Source organism: Oceanobacillus chungangensis (assembly GCF_003369565.1).
Classification (GTDB): Bacteria; Bacillota; Bacilli; order Bacillales; family Amphibacillaceae; genus Oceanobacillus; species Oceanobacillus chungangensis.
In genome coordinates this window covers 21,899-39,922 of record NZ_PIOD01000029.1, presented here as the reverse complement: position 1 = coordinate 39,922, position 18,024 = coordinate 21,899, and the positions used below count along the sequence as shown (strand labels likewise).

Here is an 18,024-nt window from a genome sequence, read left to right as displayed (position 1 = left end):
AGTTTATCTAAATCACAACCTACTCAAAGAGTATTATTTTCACCAATTTTAGGAGTGTTCAATTTGAAGCGTTATTTAACAATCATATATATTGTATTAAGCGGAATATGTGTTTTAGCTGGTCTAATGCTTGATAAGGTTTGGAGCGGCATTGTCGGCTGGGCATTGGCTGTCATTCTCTTAATATTCGCTTTAAACTATACGAAATACATTCCAGAGGAAACAGAAGAAAAAAGGCAAAGATGATCATACGAATTGGGGGAATCTTCAATGAAGAACATGACTTCAAATGAAAACGTACCAACAGTTAGCTGTACTAGTGAATACGATCGATTGAAGCAAGTCATCACCGTATCTCCTCAGCATATGAAAATAGAAGAAGCCATAAACAACACACAGCAGCACTATCTTACGAATAATATCGATACAGAAATAGCAGTAAAGCAACATGAAAAATTTATTAATACATTGAAGACCAATGGAGCGGCAGTTATTCAGCTAGATGCGAAAGAAGAACTAAATGAACAGGTGTTTTCTCGTGATATCGGATTTACGATTGGAGGTACCTTCTTTGTGTCATCAATGAAGGAAGGGATGCGAAAAGCGGAAATTGCCGTCTTGAAAAATTGGCTGGAGAGCATGGAAATTCCCTATCAAACCATTGATAACGGCAACATTGAGGGTGGCGACGTTGTAGTTGACAACAAGAATATTTGGGTCGGCATAAGCGGCCGGACTTCCCCTTCTGCAGTAACTGCTTTACAGCAATTGCTTCCAGACTATAATATAACACCTATTCAACTTAGGGAGGATATCCTCCATCTTGACTGTGTATTTAATATTATTAGCAAGGATACCGCATTAATCTATCGACCTGCCATTGATTCTGATGTGTATGAGTATTTGAATAAGACGTATCAATTAATAGAGGTTACTGAAGAAGAACAGTTCAAAATGGGGCCAAATGTCCTTTCCATTGGTGATAAGAAAATAGTCAGCTTGCCGGAAAATAAACGGTTGAATCAAGTATTGGCGCAATCAGGATATCAAATGATTGAAATAGACTTTTCCGAGATTATTAAATCTGGTGGTTCCTTCCGCTGTTGTACTTTACCACTTGTTAGAGGATAATTTTTTCACATCATTTAAGAATTTTATGTTTTCTTTTTAATGAATCTGGCGCAATCTTTACCATTAATTGCATGATTAAAATTGCAAGCGTTACATCGTCAGCGATCCCAATGCCGAGTAAGAAATCTGGAATGATATCAAAAGGAAGCACGATATAGCCTAAGATTAAGAATATAAATAGTAATTTCTTTGCATAATTAATTTCCTTCGATAGAAAGAAATCCTTCATAAATGGAATTGATTTGTGAAATTTGAATAGAAACCCTATTCTTGAGGTAAAACGTCTCATCGTTACACCTTCTTTATAATTTTTATGGGGAAAGTTAGAGAACACCACTTTATGAATTAAAGTGGTGTTCCATTCTTCACTCTTCTTGCAAAATCTACAAAGCGGAATTTATCTGGCCGATGTCGCGACTCACCATACTGGAATAAGCGTGTATCCTCTAAATAAACAAGACTTTTTATCACAACAATATTAGAAAATCCCTCTAAATCCAATAATTCACGATCCTCTGCAGTTGGTTCTTCTACGATTATTTCCTTTTGAGCAAAACCAATTACAAGTTCAAGCTCTGTCTCGATATATTCATAAATGGAATGCTCACAAATTTCCTTAGTAGGTAATGGAATGTAGCTTTCATTAAAATAATCCTTATCCAGTATGATTTTCTCCCCAGATATTTCTCGAACGCGATCCACATGCCATACTTGGTCATGCTTATCTACGTTAAGGATTTCTTGATATGGATTACCAGACACTAATCTCCCAAAGTTTTCCACATAGGTTTTACTAGAGAAATCTAACTTTTCGGTAATTTCTTTAAAACTAACGATTCCAGATACGGGAAAGGAGAATTTATCACGATTAATAATAACCGATCCCTTTCCGCGTACTTTTTGAATATAGCCATTTTGAGCAAGTAGATTAAGTGCCTTGCGAATAGTTTCTCTTGATGTCGCATAGGTAACACTTAATTCATTTTCTGATGGAAGCATCTCAGTCTCTTGCCATGATTTTAAAAGAATTTTATTTAATAAATCATGATAAATTGTTAAATACTTCTTCTGCATATCTACCCCTCATTATTTTACATAATACACAATTGATTCATACGCTCTTAATGTGAGCTGTTCTCCTAGCATATCAGAATCAGGATAGTTTGATAATAATATTTCGGCATTTTCTAGACTTCCAACAGGCAGTTGTACAGTCGCTTCTTCACTGTAAAAGTTACTAACAACAACTAGTTTTTCATCCTGCCAATTTCGTGTAAATGCAAATATTCTTGAGTCATCTGCTAGTAATAATTGATAGTCCCCATACGTAATAATATCATATTTCTTACGCAGCGCGATTAATTGTTGATAATGATAGAAAATCGAATTCGGATCCTCTACCGAACTTTCCGCATTGATCTTCGGATAATTTCTTGCAGTATTTATCCACGGTTTACCAGTTGTAAACCCTGCATTCTCTGCGGCTGACCACTGCATCGGCGTTCTTCCGTTATCTCGGGATTTTTGCTGGAGAATTTCTACTATCTCCTGCTCCGATTTTCCTGCAGCTAAAAGCGCCTGATGGGCGTTTAAAGACTCTACATCACGATAGTCAGAAATGGAGGTAAAACCGGGATTGGTCATGCCGATTTCTTCTCCTTGATAAATATAAGGAGTCCCCTTCATAAGATGCAAGGTAGTCGCAAGCATTTTTCCTGATTCAAGGTGATATTTTCCATCATCACCAAAACGAGAGATGGCACGTGGCTGATCATGATTACACCAGAATAGTGCATTCCAACCATCCCCTTCATGCATTCCTACTTGCCAATCAGAAAGAATTTTCTTTAATTCTATAAAATCAAATGGCGCTTTTGTCCACTTTTCACCATTTGGATAATCAACCTTTAAATGATGAAATTGAAATGTCATCGAAAGCTCTTCACGTTCAGGTCTAGTATAAAGCACACAGTTATCCAGTGTTGTTGACGACATCTCTCCTACTGTTAACATGTCATAATCCTTCAATGCAGCCTGATTCATTTCATGCAAAAATTCATGAATACGAGGTCCATCTGTATAGAATCTACGTCCATCGCCTATATCGTCATTAGGAAATTCTTGATTTTTTGAGATTAGATTGATGACATCTAGTCGGAAGCCATCGATTCCTTTCTCCGCCCAAAAACGAATCATTTCATATAATTTTTCTCTAAGTGCTTCATTTTCCCAATTTAAATCCGCCTGTGTCTTGTCAAAAAGATGTAAATAATATTGCCCTGATTTCTCATTGTATTGCCATGCATTTCCACCAAACTTCGATTGCCAGTTATTCGGTTCCCCACCTGAATCAGCAGACGGATCCTTCCAAATATAAAAATCACGGAACTCATTCGCTTTTGATGATGCTGCTTGCTTAAACCATTCATGCTCTGTTGAAGTATGATTGATAACTAGGTCCATTATCAGCTTCATTCCACGCTGATGTGTCTGCTCAAGTAATTCCTCAAAATCATCCATTGTTCCATACGAAGGCTCAATAGCATAATAATCACTAATATCATAGCCATTGTCATTTTGTGGGGATTGGTAAATTGGTGTTAGCCAAATAACATCTACACCTAATTTTTTCAGGTAATCCAATCGATTAATAATTCCTTGGATATCTCCTGTCCCATTTCCTGTCGTATCCTGGAAACTTTTCGGATAGATTTGATATACTACTGATTTTTTCCACCATTGTTCACTCATACTATCGCTCCTAACATCTTTTGAAAAATGATTCATTTTTATTGGTTTTTATTTATATAATCTGCGAACTAGGCGCAAAGTTGATTTCCGCTGTGGACAGTCGCACGCCCTAGGGCAACGCGGTCTGCTCCTTTGGAAGATCTTCAGCCGTTGCTTTTCCGGTAGGAGTCTCCTGTCCTCCACTCCAATCAACATCCATGAGAGAGGAAAATGCGGTTCCATCTAATTAGGGATAGAAAAATATTTTTACTCGCACATCGCACATCCCTAGCGTAGAAAATACACGGAGACTCCTGCGGAAGGATAGGCCTCGGTGAGACTTCGAAGTGCGTCAGCACAAGGAGGCTCACCAGCCGCCCGCGGAAAGCGAAGTGTATTTTCGGAGCGGCTGGTCAGTGAGCCCTTTGTTAAATCACTGGTACTATTTTAGCTTTCTTTTTGCGATGATAAACGTAATTACGAATGGCACAACGATAACGATTGCCATACCAATGAAGAACGCTATCCAACTGCTTTGCTGGATTGATAAGAAAGCAGGGATACCTCCAACACCAACAGATGATGCTAATACTTGCTGGACAGAAATGAATGCTCCAGCAATTGCAGTTCCAATAATTGCTGCATAAAACGGATATTTATATCTTAAGTTTACTCCGAACATTGCAGGTTCCGTAACACCTAGCCATGCAGAAACACCTGAAGTACCCGCTAAACCTTTTAATTTCTCATCTTTAGCAGCTAAAAACATTGCAAATACTGCTGAACCTTGCGCAATATTCGAGAGCGCAACAACCGGCCATAATAAAGTTGATCCTGTGCTAGCTATAAGCTGGAAGTCTACTGCTAGGAATGTATGATGCATTCCTGTAATTACTAATGGCGCATAGAATGCCCCGTAAACTAACCCACCAATAATTGGTGCAAAATCAAAGATAGTAACAATTCCTTCTGTAATCCAGTTCCCAATTGTAAATGTAACTGGTCCAATTAATATAAATGACAAGAATCCAGTGACTAATAAAGCAATAGGTGCAACTACTAATAATTGTAAGGAGTCAAGCACACGCTTCTTCAGCCAAATCTCTATTTTAGCTAATACCCATGCAGCAACTAAAACTGGAAGAACCTGTCCTTGATAGCCCATCATATTCACATCAAATCCAAATACATTCCATGTAGGTGCATCTCCTGCGATTACCGCTTGGGCAAAATCACTTGCAGGCATTAAAGCAGGATGTACTAGAATTAAGCCGAGCACAATACCGAGTAACGGATTCCCACCAAATTGCCGAACAGCAGACCAACCAATTAATGCCGGTAAGAAAGTAAACGCAGTACTTGCGATAATATTTATCATGTCGGCTACTCCAGCCCATGATGGATACATCTCAATGATCGATTGCTCAGAGAAGATTGGATTAACTAAAATATTATTGAGTCCAAGTAATAGTCCCGCTGTTACAATCGCAGGTAAAATTGGAATAAAAATATCTGCTAATGTTTTAATCGCCCGTTGCAAAGCATTTTGCTTTTTGCCGCCTGCCGCTTTAACATCTTCTTTCGTAGCCTCTGAAACGCCTGCTTCACTTACCATTGCATTATAAACCTTATCTACTGTGCCTTGACCAATAACAACTTGATACTGACCATTAGCTGAGAAAGTTCCTTTTACAATTCCCATATTTTCTAACGCATTCTTATCAACTTTATCCTCATCCGCTAATGCGAAGCGCAGTCGTGTTACACAATGAGTTGCTGCGTCAATATTATCGAGACCACCGACAGCTGCGACAATATCTTCTGCTTCTGCACTATACTGTGGTCTGTCTGTAGCTTTAGTAGTTGTCTTGCTACTAGTCGTTTCTTTATCATTTACTCTTACTTCTAATAATGCTGTTTTACCTGCTACAACTTCTTTTTCATCTGTCGTATGATATATCTCAAAATCGTTACTATTTGTAATAACGATTGGCGTTATATGACTAGCTGCTTTTTCCTTTATAAAATCCAAATCAAAGGTTATTAGCGGATCGCCAGCTTTTACTTGATCGCCTTGCTTAACATGTGCTTCAAACCCTTCCCCACCTAAAGCGACCGTTTCCAATCCGATATGAATTAATATTTCTAATCCGGATTCCCCTTGCAAGCCAATCGCATGTTTTGTGGGGAATAGCTGCACAATTTCCCCATCTATTGGTGCAACAACTATACCATCTACAGGCTTAATTGCTATCCCATCCCCAATCATTTTTTGCGCAAACGTTGGATCTGGCACATCTTCAAGACGTATTACTTGTCCATTTAAAGGTGCAACAACTGCTTCCTCATTAGCTATTGTTTTATGCTTAACCAATGGAAATACCTCCTCTATAAAAAATATTATATATTTTAACTTGTATATACAGGTTATAACTGTATTATAACTTGTATATACAAATTCTGCAACGGCTTACATAATGATGTAAGATTCAGTTAAGTATTCCCTAATCATAGTAATTTTTAACCACATTGGATTTGATTGAAACCCAAATATATATCAGTTAAACTTATTATTAGAAATTAACTGATGAAAAAGGAGGTATTTTTTTGACTGCTAAGATTGAAAATATTAATGGAGTACCTGCTGCTATTTACAAACGCGACATTATTCATAGTGTTGCTGAGGTTTGGTCCTATTTAACAGAGAACGAAAAATTACAGCAATGGTTCCCCGAATTAGAAATTAAATTATTAGAAAATGAGGGTGAAATTCACTTTAATTTTGGAGACGGAAGCTATGAGAAGATTGAAATAACAGAGCTTGAGCCTAATAAGGTATTCGCTTTTTCATGGCCACCTAAAAATTCAGTTCGGTTCGAATTAGAGGGAAATAATCAGGGTTGTAAGCTTGTTTTTATCGAATATTTACATGAAATTACGGATCATACACCAAAAGATTTAACTGGATGGCATGTGTGCCTAGATGTAATTGAAACACTACTCGACGGGAAAATATTTGAAGATCGCAAATCATATTGGCAGGAGCGGCTGCCACAATATCAAGAGCTACTAAAAGAATTATCTAATTAATTTAGATGCTTTTATATTTTTGTGAAGGAATTGTTTCAGTGATTGGGCATCGCATTACTTCTTGCTCCGTCCTCATAGCTTTTCCCTGCACGCCCCTTATATGCGCTACATGATAATAACAACAAAAACAACCCCCAACAAATGTCATCGCATGGTTGGGGGCTAATCTTATGGTTGTTATGATTTATGTCTTGCTGCTTTTTCGCGTTCGCTCTTGTTTAAAATTTTCTTGCGCAGACGAATTGACTCTGGTGTTACTTCACAGTATTCATCTTCATCCAAATATTCTAATGCTTCTTCAAGAGACATCTTACGAGGTTTCTTGATGCTAGAAGTTTGGTCTTTGTTTGCTGAACGGGTATTGGTCAAATGCTTTTCTTTTGTAATGTTTACTGTAAGGTCATTTTCCCGACTATGTTCACCGACAATCATGCCAGAATAAACTTCTGTACCTGGTTCGATGAAAATAACACCACGATCTTCTAACTGCATCGTACCATACATCGTTGATTTACCATTTTCCAATGCAACTAACACACCTTCACGTCTTCCGCCGACATTCCCTTTAATTACTGGTTCATAAGCTTCAAATGTGTGGTTTAAGATACCATAACCATGAGTTTGTGTCATGAATTCAGTTGCATAACCTAGTAAGCCACGTGAAGGAACCTTGAACTCAAGGCGTACTTGTCCATTACCATGGTTAACCATATCAAGCATTTCACCTTTACGTTCACCAAGAGATTCCATAATCGCTCCTGTATATTCTTCAGGAAGGTCGATTTGTACACGCTCCATAGGTTCACATTTTTGGCCATCAATCTCTTTAATAATAACCTGTGGTTTAGAAAGCTGTAATTCAAAACCTTCACGGCGCATATTCTCAATTAAAATAGACAAGTGAAGTTCACCACGACCAGATACAATCCAAGCATCTGGAGATTCAGTTGGATCTACACGTAAGCTTACGTCTGTTTCCAATTGTTTCATTAAGCGTTCTTCAATTTTACGTGATGTAATATATTTACCTTCACGGCCAGCGAATGGGCTATTGTTCACAACGAAAGTCATTTGTAAAGTTGGCTCATCAATGTGCAACCATGGCAATGCTTCTGGATTGCTTTGTGGTGCAATGGTTTCACCAATATTAATGTCTTCCATACCTGCTACTGCTACAATTTCTCCAGCACTTGCTTCCTGGATTTCCGTACGTTTTAAGCCTATAAATCCGAATAATTTCGTTACGCGGAAAGCTTTATTTGTGCCATCCTCTTTCATTACTACAACTTGTTGGCCAACATGGATTTTACCACGAACAACTCGACCTACACCAATACGTCCAACATAATCATTATAATCAAGTAGAGTAATTTGGAATTGCAATGGTTCATCACTATTATCCACTGGTGCAGGAATATGTTCTATTACCGTTTCGAAAATCGGATCCATTGATTGCTGTTGATCTTCCGCCTCAAGTCCAGATGTACCATTCAATGCGGATGCATAAACAACAGGGAATTCCAATTGCTCATCATCTGCACCAAGCTCGATGAATAAATCAAGTACTTCATCAATTACTTCTGCTGGTCTTGCATTCGGACGGTCAATCTTATTTACAACAACAATTGGTGTTAGTTTTTGTTCCAATGCCTTTTTCAAAACAAATCGTGTTTGTGGCATTGTTCCTTCATAAGAATCGACAACTAATACTACACCATCAACCATTTTCATAATCCGTTCCACTTCACCACCAAAATCGGCGTGTCCTGGTGTATCTAAAATATTGATTGTTTTTTCTTTATATTTAACTGCAGTGTTTTTTGCTAAAATTGTAATTCCACGTTCACGTTCTATATCTCCTGAGTCCATCATACGGTCGTCAACTTGTTCATTTTCGCGAAATGTCCCTGAATATTTTAATAGTTGATCAACGAGTGTTGTTTTACCGTGGTCAACGTGGGCAATAATCGCGATATTTCGAATATCTTCTCTTAATTGCATAAAAGTACGCTCCTCTATAATTCCGAATGAATCAAACTAGAACATTATACCACATAATGCCCTTTGTAGTAGAATTTTTTACTTATTTTTAATAAAATTAATTCTTTACTTTTAAAAAGTATTACTCGCTATTTTATTCCGGAAGATTAATTTCAAACTCAGCACCGCCAAGTTTAGATCTTCCTACTGTAATTTTCCCATTTGATTGTTCAATAATCGCTCGTGCAATTGCTAGACCTAAACCTGTTTCCCCATTCTTACCTTTTACAAACCGGTGAAAAATATTCGAAGCAACTTCCTTAGATATTCCTTCCCCATCATCAGCGATTGTTATAATGATTCGCCGACCTTTCTTCAACACATTAATTTCAATCTGTGACTCGGCATGACGAATCCCGTTAAATACAATATTTAACAGTGCCCTTAACAATTTTTCCTCATCTGCAAATAGAGTAATATTAGTCTGTACTTCATGGCGAAGTGTGATTCCCTTTTCATTTACGAACGGAATTGCACGGTCTACTACTTGATTAATCAAAGCTGAGACATCAATTTTCACGGGTTCATAAACAGATGGTTCACTATCTAATTTCGCTAATAAAATCATTTCATTAATTATAACCTTCAGGCGATTGACTTCAGAAACCATTACTTCTAACCCTTTTTCCGCTTCCTTCTCTGTAAATATCCCATCCTTAATCCCTTCTGCATATCCCTGAATTGTCATAAGCGGTGTTTTTAATTCATGACTTGCATTTTGGAAAAAGGTTTGCTGTGTATTCATATAACGCTGAAGTTCATTTGCCATTTCGTAAACACTATCTGCAACCTCTTTAATTTCTCCTGTAGCCTTAATATGTTCGATATCAAATTGCCGCTTTTCGATCTTCTTTAATTGCCGTTTCAGCTTACTGAGTGGGGTCACCAGTTTTCTCGTTAAATAATAACTAATGAGTACCGCTGCAAGCGCGCCAATAATAAAGATAAAGAATATCCGCGTAAAGAAGCTCTGCTGCACAATTCGTAAATCACTGAGAGGGGTGAGTAATATCAGTTCTAATCCTGATTCCTCTGGAAGGAAAATGATTCTTGATGTTACAAACCGTTCATTTCCATATTGCCATTGGGTTTTCTTTGTATCTGAGAAGTCATTGTTTTTAAAAAATCCTTTTGCAACTTGATTGGACATTGTTGATAACAATACCTGGTCATGCTTTCGGTCATACATAAACATTTGTAAGTTCTGATCCTGTAAAATCTCATTAAACTGCTGCACATCCGTTGTTCCGTATTGTTCATTTAAAACATTAACGAGCAACTCTCCTGTTTTTTTAAGCTGCCTTTGTTCATCCTGAATGAGTAAATCCAGAATTAAAGAATAGATGACATACCAGGCAACTGCCATAATAACTAGTAATAATGCTGTAAATGCCACCGTTAATTGTGATTGAAGTTTCATCGATTATTCCTCTTCTTTTCGCAATCGATAGCCATAGCCCCATACAGTTTCAATTGGAACATCGTCGAGTTTTTTACGAATTCGCTTCACTAAATCATCGACTGCACGATCACTGCCAAAATAGTCATTCCCCCAGATTTTTACCAATAACTCATCACGGGAAAATGCCCGATTCGCATTTTCAGCTAGTAATAAAAGCATATCAAACTCCTTCGTTGTCACTTCGTATTCTTTTCCATTCCAGAAGATCCGACGATCATTGCGGTATATTAGGAGGTGATCAACCTTGAGTCTATCTTGAACGGCCCGTGCTGGCTCTATTTGTGAACGTTTAAACAACCGTTTTACCCTCGCCATTAGTTCTCTCGGACTAAACGGCTTTGTTAAATAATCATCCCCACCAAGCTCAAGACCAATAATTTTATCAATTTCTTCATCCTTTGCCGAAATGATGATAATTGGTACATTACTTTCATTACGTATTTTCTTACAAAATTCATAACCATCCATACCTGGCAGCATAATGTCTAGAATCCACATATCTGGTGGATCATTTTCCCAAAGTTCCCAGCCCTTTTCCGCTGAGTCCATAGTCGTAATCTCATAGCCTTCTTTCTTTAAATAAGCAGATACGATATTCTGGATATTTAAATCATCTTCAACTATTCCAATATGATAATTCATGTCAATGTCACCTTTTCAATATCGATATTTTAATTCCATTTTTACATAGATTAGCGCAAAATTACATGATTTCGTATATTTACACATTTATTCCACATTATTTCCAAATCTTTCCCTACGTACATGTATATAATAAAATTATACATTAGAAATAGCTATTTTCTAAAAGATTGCTGCTATTATTGTGATGAACGATTGGTGTACTGTGATTTAAGTTAGGTGAACAATTGCTCTCTGGCCGATCGCTCCGAAAATACACTTCGCTTTCCGCGGGGGGCTGGTGAGTCTTCTTCCGAAGGAGCTGAAGTGTTGCTCACGGAAAGCGACTGTCCGGAGCGGAAATCAACAATGCGCCTAGTTCGCAGTTTGTATTATAAGCAGTAAACTGTACGAAATGAGTCTTAATCATATAAAATAATAATTATTAAAGGGTGATAAACATGGAGAATAATAACAATAATAAAGATTCTCAATCACAAAGACCACTGGAAGATATTCGTGAGAGTGAAGCAAGGAACAATCCACCTGTTGATTCGGGATATCATGAAAACAATCAGGATAATTGGAGTGAACCTACAGAAACAGATCAACTCCAGTCTAATCAACAATGGATTGAAGATGAGTCATCAAGCGAGATTCCAAAGGAAGATGTAAGCTACCAGGAACCGATTCAACCAACTGCAAACAAAAAAACAAAAGAGAAGAAGACTTGGGTCAGCGCTTTATTTGGCGGTGTTGTCGGTGGCCTAATTTCAGCAATCATCATTGTCCTATTATTTACGAATAATATTATTCCTAATGGTAACGGCAATGACAGTAATCAATCAGCTGAAAATGATGGCAGTCCAGAAGTGGTTGAAACGCTCGCTTCTGAGGATGCAGACGTGTCAACCAATATTGAAGAAGTTTCGAATGCCGTTGTTGGTGTCTCCAATATGCAGCAACAAAGTATTTGGACTGAAAGTGAAGAAGCAGGTACAGGGTCAGGGATTATCTACAAGAAAGAAAACGGAAAAGCATACATTGTTACGAACCACCATGTCGTCGATGGCGCACAACAAGTTGAAGTCGTACTGAATGATGATGAAAAACTTGATGCCAAAGTATTAGGTGGAGATTCATTAACCGACTTAGCAGTTCTAGAAGTTGATGGGGCAACGATTGATACGGTCGCAAATATTGGCTCATCAGATGATTTAAAAGTCGGAGAAACAGTACTAGCAATTGGAAACCCACTTGGAATAGATTTTGCTAACTCAGTAACGAAAGGGATTATTAGTGGATTAAACCGTTCCGTTTCAGTAGATACAAATGGTGACAGCCAGCCTGACTGGGTGACTGAGGTATTACAAACAGATGCTGCAATTAACCCTGGTAATAGTGGTGGTGCCTTAGTAAACAGTAATGGTGAAGTAATAGGGATTAACTCCATGAAGATTGCTGAGAGCGCAGTGGAAGGAATTGGATTTGCAATTCCTATTGATAGCGCACTGCCTATTATTGAACAACTTGAAACAAATAGTGAAGTAGCAAGACCACAAATCGGAATTGCGACAGCATCTCTATCTCAAGTCCCGCCACAATATCGTTATGAAATCAGCTTACCTGAAAATGTTGAAGGTGGAATGGTTATTGCAAATGTTCAAACCGGCTCCCCTGCAGATGAAGCAGGTCTGCAACAATTTGATGTTATAACAAAAATCAATGGACAAGAGGTTACAAGCATTCTGGAATTACGGAAATACTTGTATACAGAAACAAGCATTGGGGATTCCATTGATATTGAATATATTCGGAATGGAAAAATCCAAAACACTACTTTAGTACTACAGGAAGCGGTGCAACAAGAAGCTGCATAGACAGAAGCAATATCGTGGACGACGCGTGCTGCGTCCACAGTGCTTATCATACACTGTCCATAATAACTTTCCTATTATACGAAAAGAAGGGGTATTTCTCCCCTTCTTTTTTGTATTTTGCAATAGTATACTAACTTTGAGCATTTTATACCCTATCTTTCTTAGGCGTTTAATAATGTTGAATAATGATATATAAATTAAGGGAGTGTTTACATGCTTTGTTCATCATGCAAGCAAGAAACAGAACCAGGGAAATTTTGTACCGTTTGTGGGGCATCACTAGTTGTCGAAGAAACTGCTGCTACGTCTGATCCTCAACCAATAAATGTAGTCAGTGAAACCGAACAACCAAAGAAAAAGAATCCTGATCAGTCAAACGAGTTTACTGAAAAGGTGACAGCAGAAGCAAAAACATTTTGGAATTTTGTGCTTACCTTTTTAAAGAAACCAAGTGCAGCACAGAATGTAACAGGAAGTGAGTGGATTTCTGGAATTATTACACTTATTATTTTTTCCTTACTTATCGCCTTAGGTTCATTTATCACAGCGAATAGTTACTTCTCGTCTTCTTTCTGGAATAGTTTTGTCCAGCCATTTATTCAATTCATCGTACTATTTGCAGGTATTGCTGCAATAACTTTTGCAGGTGTAAAGATTACCGCACAATCATTTTCATTCCAAGACATTGTCGCTAAGATTGGAGCGTACACTATTCCATTTTTAGGCTTAGCAATTATTGGATCGATTCTTGCAATGCTTAATATCCCTTTTGCAGGGACATTCATTATGTTAAGTCTCATAGGACCACTTTTAATCGTTCCTACTTTTATTTTCTTGGAGAAACCTGCAGCAGGATTTGATCGAATTTATGTATTACTAGGCGTTTATGTTATCGGACTTATTTTATCATCATTCTTAGTACAAAGAGCTGCTTTTATTTTTATAGGCGACCTGTTAGGCGGCATTTGGTAAATGTGAAACGTTATAAGGAACTCTTCTCAATAAAGAAGAAGTTCCTTATTTTTAATCTTCTTCATATTTTCTAAAATTAGGAGTTATCCCATTAAAATCTCCATTAATATCGGCAGAAACAAAATTCTCTAAATCCTCAACCGTACCAATGTTCTCATCACTATTTGGATACATTCCATCATAGTCCAAATGGTCACCATAGAAATCCGCTGCTGTCTCTGATGTACCATATCTACTTACATCCTGCCATGTATCTTCTGCATCATAACCTACTTTCTCCTCTTCCAATGCCTGGGGATCAGTTAAATTGGGAGAAAACACTTCTTCCTCAACTGGTCTGTCCCGTTCAAAAATATTAGCCTCCGCGTGTTCGATACATTGATCTGTAGTTGGAACTGCAAATAACCGTTGATAAGGAATATCGATTCCACATGTTTTACATATTCCATATGTCCCTGCATCGATGGAATGGAGAGCCTCATTTATCTCTTCTAATTCTTTTTCCGCATGTTCATTTAAGGCGACATCTTTCCCTCTCTCAAATAATTCCGTACCTAAATCTGCTGGGTGATTATCATAATTCGATAACTCGCCAACCGATTCTTTAGCCGATTCGAGTGTCAAACCAAAATGGTCCTGAACATGATTGATTAAATCTGTTTGTCGTTCAATCAAAGTAGCTTTACACTGTTGTAATTGCTCGTTCGTGATCATTAAGCAACAGCCTCCCATTAGCGTTATACAATTTTATGACTGACACCAGAGTTTAAGTGTAAGCCTGCGTTGTATTAATGCAGTGAGTTATTTCTTATCAAATGATTCCTAACTATACTATGTGTAACTACTGTCGAATGATTCTTCATTTATAACTCCAAATCATGTCAATATCGGAAATTCTATCCTCTGAATAAATCATTGAAAATCGATTGGACTCTCCATAAAGAATAGAATTCCTCTAAATGACTTTGTACCGCAAAGCAACACGGTCTGTTTCATCCATAATTAAAATCTTTTAGTAAATATCTCTTTATTAAACCTATGATGAAAAAGGATTTAAGCTGGATACTGTCGAATATTGTTCAGAGAAGGGAGAATCAGTGTAATGATTTCAAAAGATACAAAAATTGGATTTATTGGTACTGGTGTTATGGGGAAAAGTATGGCGAGGAACCTACAAATGGCCGGATACCAAATCAACGTTTATACACGTACAAAAGAAAAAGCAAAAGAATTAATTGGCCTAGGTGCTGATTGGAAAAATACAGTAGCGGAATTAGCACGCGATTCTGAAGTGATTATTACGATGGTCGGCTATCCATCGGATGTTGAGGAAGTATATTTTGGAGAAAATGGCATTTTGGATAATGCCAAAATAGGTACCTTTGTCATTGATATGACAACCTCTAAACCATCCCTTGCAAAAGAAATTTACGCTGCAGCAACTGATAAACAAATCTTCTCACTTGATGCACCCGTCTCTGGTGGTGACACTGGTGCACAAAGTGGCAAATTAGCGATTATGGTTGGCGGTGATCAGAAAGCATTTGATGAGCTGCTCCCTATTTTTACAGTGATAGGTGAGAATATTATTTTGCAAGGTGGACCTGGAGCTGGGCAGCATACAAAATTGGCGAATCAAATTACGATTGCTTCAAACATGGTTGGGGTTTGTGAGGCAATCATTTATGCAAAAAAAGCAGGCCTTAATCCTGGACGTGTCCTCGATAGTATTTCGACAGGAGCAGCTGCAAGCTTCTCACTCTCAAACCTGGGTCCACGAATGCTTAAGAGAGACTTCGCACCTGGTTTTTATGTCAAACATTTTATTAAAGATATGACAATTGCATTAGAATCTGCAAAAGAAATGGGGCTAGCAACTCCAGGACTTTCCCTTTCACTAGAGCTTTACAAGGAACTTGCTGAAAAGGGAGAAAATGATAGTGGCACCCAGGCATTAATTAAATTGCTTGAAAGATAGAACCAGCGTAAAGCGAGGAGGACATTACTTTCCTCGCTTTTCGATTTCTGTTTGAACAGCAAAAGCTAAATCATCATTCCCAAAAAGCTGCAATACGTTTAGTACCGTTTGGTCAGAAATTTCTTCTGCTTCGTTTTTTGGAACAGCCTGTTCAATCGTTTCCAGTAATACATTATTTTTCTTTTGCCCTGGATAGGAATTTTCATACAGAACAAGGGGATCTAAATCATGATTCACACACCATTGCACAAAAATAAGAATCATCATTTTCTCATCGTTTTGGTAATTTTCGACTATCTGCTTTTCAAGCTCTTCTTTACTCATCTCTTTCACCTACTTTATCTTCTTTTACTTATTTATTTTACACCAAAAAAAGGTTTATCTCACGAATGAGATAAACCTTTCCAAATCATCTATTATAAGCGAGTTACGTTAGCTGCTTGTGGTCCACGGTTACCTTCAACGATTTCAAATTCAACTTCTTGACCTTCTTCAAGAGTTTTGAAACCTTCAGCTTGGATTGCTGAGAAATGTACGAATACATCGTCTCCGTCTTCGCGTTCGATGAAACCGAAACCTTTTTCTGCATTAAACCATTTTACTTTACCAGTCATGTAAATGACCTCCTTATACAATATGCTGCAAAGTAATTGAATCATAAATACTTTTACACCACTTGAATAAGAGATCGTAAAGTATTATTCAAACTCCAATTTCCTTTTGCACCTTTAATGTTACTCTTTTTCATATACAAATGCAAGCGTTTTTAAGTAATAATTTCTGAAAAAAATTACTACTTTTTCCTTGTTTTTTCGACATTTTTTGTCGAAAAAATGCATAATAAAATTCAAACGTTATCCTAAATTGAAAACGCTTCATAATAAGGTGGATTTGTTTTTTATTTTGAAATGTAGAAATCAGGATAAATACATGATAAAATATTATCTTGCAAGATAAAATTGAATAACCGACTACCAAGCATTTGTATCTTGCAAATATAAATGAATAGGTGGTAAACAAAATGGAAACTACTACAGATTATCAAGTATTACTGTATTACAATTATGTGCATATTGAAGATCCTGAAGCATTCGCTGCAGAGCACCTAAAATTCTGTAAGGAATTAGAGTTAAAAGGCCGTATATTGGTCGCTCATGAAGGAATTAATGGCACTGTTTCTGGAACAGTTGAACAAACGAATAAATATATGGAAGCAATGCACAATGATCCGCGCTTTGCTGATATGGTATTTAAAGTTGATCCGAGTGATAGACACGCATTTAAGAAGATGCATGTACGTCCGCGTAAGGAATTAGTAACACTTCGCCTGGAAGATGATATTAATCCTTTAGAAACAACTGGAAAATACCTGGAGCCGAAAGAATTTTACGAAGCAATGCAAGATGAAAACACAATTGTCTTAGATGCTCGTAATGACTATGAATTTGATTTAGGTCATTTCCGTGGTGCTGTTCGTCCAGACATCGAAACATTCCGCGAATTACCAAATTGGGTTCGCGATAATAAACAACTTTTGGAAGGTAAACGAGTGTTAACATATTGCACTGGCGGAATCCGTTGTGAGAAGTTCTCTGGCTGGTTAGTGAAAGAAGGCTTTGAGAATGTTGGTCAATTACATGGTGGAATTGTAACCTACGGGAAGGATCCTGAGGTTCAAGGTGATTTATGGGACGGTCAATTGTATGTATTCGATGAACGTATCGCAGTTCCCGTCAATCGTAAGGAACACGTTGTAGTCGGCGTGGATTATTTCGATGGCCAGCCTTGTGAACGCTACGCAAATTGCGCAAATCCTGAATGTAATCGCCAAATGCTATGCTCTGAAGAAAATGAACATAAACATTTACGCGGTTGTTCACATGAATGCCGAGTAACACCACGTAATTTATTTGTACAAGAGCATAACTTATCTGCAGAAGAAGTAGAAGCACGTCTAGCACTACTTGGAGAAACATTAAAACAAGAAGCATAATATGGGAAAACGCCTTATTAACGGGTATCGAGTATCATATTTATGTACAAAATTTTAATTATAAGCGCCTACGAAAGGATTCATATTTTCGTAGGCGCTTTATAGTTGAGTTGCAAAAGTTTCTCAA

General features: G+C 37.5%; 17 protein-coding genes. 7 read left to right on the top strand and 10 right to left on the bottom strand.

What is annotated here, in order from left to right; translation table 11 throughout:
• Positions 1-63 precede the first annotated feature (63 nt).
• Together CWR45_RS18810 and CWR45_RS18805 are read left to right on the top strand one after the other, a co-directional pair.
• A complete protein-coding gene (locus CWR45_RS18810; RefSeq protein WP_115751384.1) occupies positions 64-246 on the top strand; it encodes a hypothetical protein in 183 nt (60 codons plus the stop codon).
• A 24-nt stretch (positions 247-270) separates the two neighbouring features.
• Positions 271-1,131, top strand: a complete 861-nt coding sequence (locus tag CWR45_RS18805) for a dimethylarginine dimethylaminohydrolase family protein (protein ID WP_115751383.1) — start codon at positions 271-273, stop codon at positions 1,129-1,131.
• Between the two features lie 10 nt (positions 1,132-1,141).
• Here the strand turns inward: CWR45_RS18805 and CWR45_RS18800 are convergent, their stop codons facing one another.
• From CWR45_RS18800 to treP, 4 genes are all read right to left on the bottom strand, one after another.
• Entirely contained in the window at positions 1,142-1,420 is a 279-nt protein-coding gene (locus CWR45_RS18800; protein WP_115751382.1) for a YkvA family protein, read from the bottom strand.
• A 56-nt stretch (positions 1,421-1,476) separates the two neighbouring features.
• A complete protein-coding gene (treR, locus tag CWR45_RS18795) occupies positions 1,477-2,205 on the bottom strand; it encodes a trehalose operon repressor (RefSeq protein WP_115751381.1) in 729 nt (242 codons plus the stop codon).
• 12 nt (positions 2,206-2,217) lie between these two features.
• Positions 2,218-3,882 (bottom strand): alpha,alpha-phosphotrehalase, encoded by a 1,665-nt coding sequence (gene treC, locus CWR45_RS18790; protein WP_115751380.1) that lies wholly within the window; start codon positions 3,880-3,882, stop codon positions 2,218-2,220.
• Between the two features lie 421 nt (positions 3,883-4,303).
• Complete coding sequence (gene treP / locus CWR45_RS18785) at positions 4,304-6,235, bottom strand: PTS system trehalose-specific EIIBC component (RefSeq protein ID WP_245975474.1); 1,932 nt, start codon at positions 6,233-6,235, stop codon at positions 4,304-4,306.
• A gap of 233 nt (positions 6,236-6,468) precedes the next feature.
• Between treP and CWR45_RS18780 the strand changes: the two genes are divergently transcribed.
• Complete coding sequence (locus tag CWR45_RS18780) at positions 6,469-6,951, top strand: SRPBCC family protein (protein ID WP_115751379.1); 483 nt, start codon at positions 6,469-6,471, stop codon at positions 6,949-6,951.
• A gap of 177 nt (positions 6,952-7,128) precedes the next feature.
• On the opposite strand, the gene typA is transcribed toward CWR45_RS18780, so the two are convergent.
• The 3 genes from typA to CWR45_RS18765 all read right to left on the bottom strand — a co-directional run bounded on the left by typA (position 7,129) and on the right by CWR45_RS18765 (position 11,095).
• Entirely contained in the window at positions 7,129-8,952 is a 1,824-nt protein-coding gene (typA, locus tag CWR45_RS18775) for a translational GTPase TypA (protein ID WP_115751378.1), read from the bottom strand.
• 133 nt (positions 8,953-9,085) lie between these two features.
• Positions 9,086-10,411 (bottom strand): sensor histidine kinase, encoded by a 1,326-nt coding sequence (locus CWR45_RS18770; protein ID WP_115751377.1) that lies wholly within the window; start codon positions 10,409-10,411, stop codon positions 9,086-9,088.
• Positions 10,412-10,414: 3 nt separating this feature from the next.
• Positions 10,415-11,095 carry a response regulator transcription factor gene (locus tag CWR45_RS18765; RefSeq protein ID WP_115751376.1) on the bottom strand — a complete coding sequence of 227 codons (681 nt, stop codon included), beginning with the start codon at positions 11,093-11,095 and terminating at the stop codon, positions 10,415-10,417.
• Positions 11,096-11,535: 440 nt separating this feature from the next.
• Here CWR45_RS18765 and CWR45_RS18760 point away from each other — a divergent pair, with 440 nt between their 5' ends.
• Positions 11,536-12,954, top strand: a complete 1,419-nt coding sequence (locus CWR45_RS18760; RefSeq protein WP_115751375.1) for a S1C family serine protease — start codon at positions 11,536-11,538, stop codon at positions 12,952-12,954.
• 213 nt (positions 12,955-13,167) lie between these two features.
• On the top strand, positions 13,168-13,926 hold the full coding sequence (locus tag CWR45_RS18755; protein WP_115751374.1) for a hypothetical protein: 759 nt from the start codon (positions 13,168-13,170) through the stop codon (positions 13,924-13,926).
• 51 nt (positions 13,927-13,977) lie between these two features.
• Here the strand turns inward: CWR45_RS18755 and CWR45_RS18750 are convergent, their stop codons facing one another.
• A complete protein-coding gene (locus CWR45_RS18750; protein WP_115751373.1) occupies positions 13,978-14,640 on the bottom strand; it encodes a TraR/DksA C4-type zinc finger protein in 663 nt (220 codons plus the stop codon).
• A 388-nt stretch (positions 14,641-15,028) separates the two neighbouring features.
• On the opposite strand from CWR45_RS18750, the gene CWR45_RS18745 reads away from it, so the two are divergent.
• The gene (locus tag CWR45_RS18745; RefSeq protein WP_115751372.1) at positions 15,029-15,904 is read left to right on the top strand and encodes an NAD(P)-dependent oxidoreductase; all 876 of its coding nucleotides are present in this window, start codon (positions 15,029-15,031) and stop codon (positions 15,902-15,904) included.
• A gap of 24 nt (positions 15,905-15,928) precedes the next feature.
• Here CWR45_RS18745 and CWR45_RS18740 read toward each other — a convergent pair whose 3' ends face one another.
• Both CWR45_RS18740 and CWR45_RS18735 read right to left on the bottom strand, forming a co-directional pair.
• The gene (locus CWR45_RS18740; protein ID WP_115751371.1) at positions 15,929-16,228 is read right to left on the bottom strand and encodes a hypothetical protein; all 300 of its coding nucleotides are present in this window, start codon (positions 16,226-16,228) and stop codon (positions 15,929-15,931) included.
• Positions 16,229-16,320: 92 nt separating this feature from the next.
• On the bottom strand, positions 16,321-16,518 hold the full coding sequence (locus CWR45_RS18735) for a cold shock domain-containing protein (RefSeq protein ID WP_067726342.1): 198 nt from the start codon (positions 16,516-16,518) through the stop codon (positions 16,321-16,323).
• A gap of 407 nt (positions 16,519-16,925) precedes the next feature.
• Here CWR45_RS18735 and trhO point away from each other — a divergent pair, with 407 nt between their 5' ends.
• Complete coding sequence (gene trhO / locus CWR45_RS18730) at positions 16,926-17,897, top strand: oxygen-dependent tRNA uridine(34) hydroxylase TrhO (RefSeq protein ID WP_115751370.1); 972 nt, start codon at positions 16,926-16,928, stop codon at positions 17,895-17,897.
• Positions 17,898-18,024: the final 127 nt, after the last annotated feature.

What these genes read in the sequence shown, in the direction of transcription:
- treC (WP_115751380.1), bottom strand. Translation starts at nt 3,882, where the DNA reads ATGAGTGAACAATGGTGGAAAAAATCAGTAGTATATCAAATCTATCCG.
- CWR45_RS18735 (WP_067726342.1), bottom strand. Translation starts at nt 16,518, where the DNA reads ATGACTGGTAAAGTAAAATGGTTTAATGCAGAAAAAGGTTTCGGTTTC.
- typA (WP_115751378.1), bottom strand. Translation starts at nt 8,952, where the DNA reads ATGCAATTAAGAGAAGATATTCGAAATATCGCGATTATTGCCCACGTT.
- CWR45_RS18745 (WP_115751372.1), top strand. Translation starts at nt 15,029, where the DNA reads ATGATTTCAAAAGATACAAAAATTGGATTTATTGGTACTGGTGTTATG.
- trhO (WP_115751370.1), top strand. Translation starts at nt 16,926, where the DNA reads ATGGAAACTACTACAGATTATCAAGTATTACTGTATTACAATTATGTG.
- treR (WP_115751381.1), bottom strand. Translation starts at nt 2,205, where the DNA reads ATGCAGAAGAAGTATTTAACAATTTATCATGATTTATTAAATAAAATT.
- CWR45_RS18750 (WP_115751373.1), bottom strand. Translation starts at nt 14,640, where the DNA reads ATGATCACGAACGAGCAATTACAACAGTGTAAAGCTACTTTGATTGAA.
- CWR45_RS18800 (WP_115751382.1), bottom strand. Translation starts at nt 1,420, where the DNA reads ATGAGACGTTTTACCTCAAGAATAGGGTTTCTATTCAAATTTCACAAA.
- CWR45_RS18755 (WP_115751374.1), top strand. Translation starts at nt 13,168, where the DNA reads ATGCTTTGTTCATCATGCAAGCAAGAAACAGAACCAGGGAAATTTTGT.
- CWR45_RS18765 (WP_115751376.1), bottom strand. Translation starts at nt 11,095, where the DNA reads ATGAATTATCATATTGGAATAGTTGAAGATGATTTAAATATCCAGAAT.
- CWR45_RS18760 (WP_115751375.1), top strand. Translation starts at nt 11,536, where the DNA reads ATGGAGAATAATAACAATAATAAAGATTCTCAATCACAAAGACCACTG.
- CWR45_RS18740 (WP_115751371.1), bottom strand. Translation starts at nt 16,228, where the DNA reads ATGAGTAAAGAAGAGCTTGAAAAGCAGATAGTCGAAAATTACCAAAAC.
- CWR45_RS18805 (WP_115751383.1), top strand. Translation starts at nt 271, where the DNA reads ATGAAGAACATGACTTCAAATGAAAACGTACCAACAGTTAGCTGTACT.
- CWR45_RS18770 (WP_115751377.1), bottom strand. Translation starts at nt 10,411, where the DNA reads ATGAAACTTCAATCACAATTAACGGTGGCATTTACAGCATTATTACTA.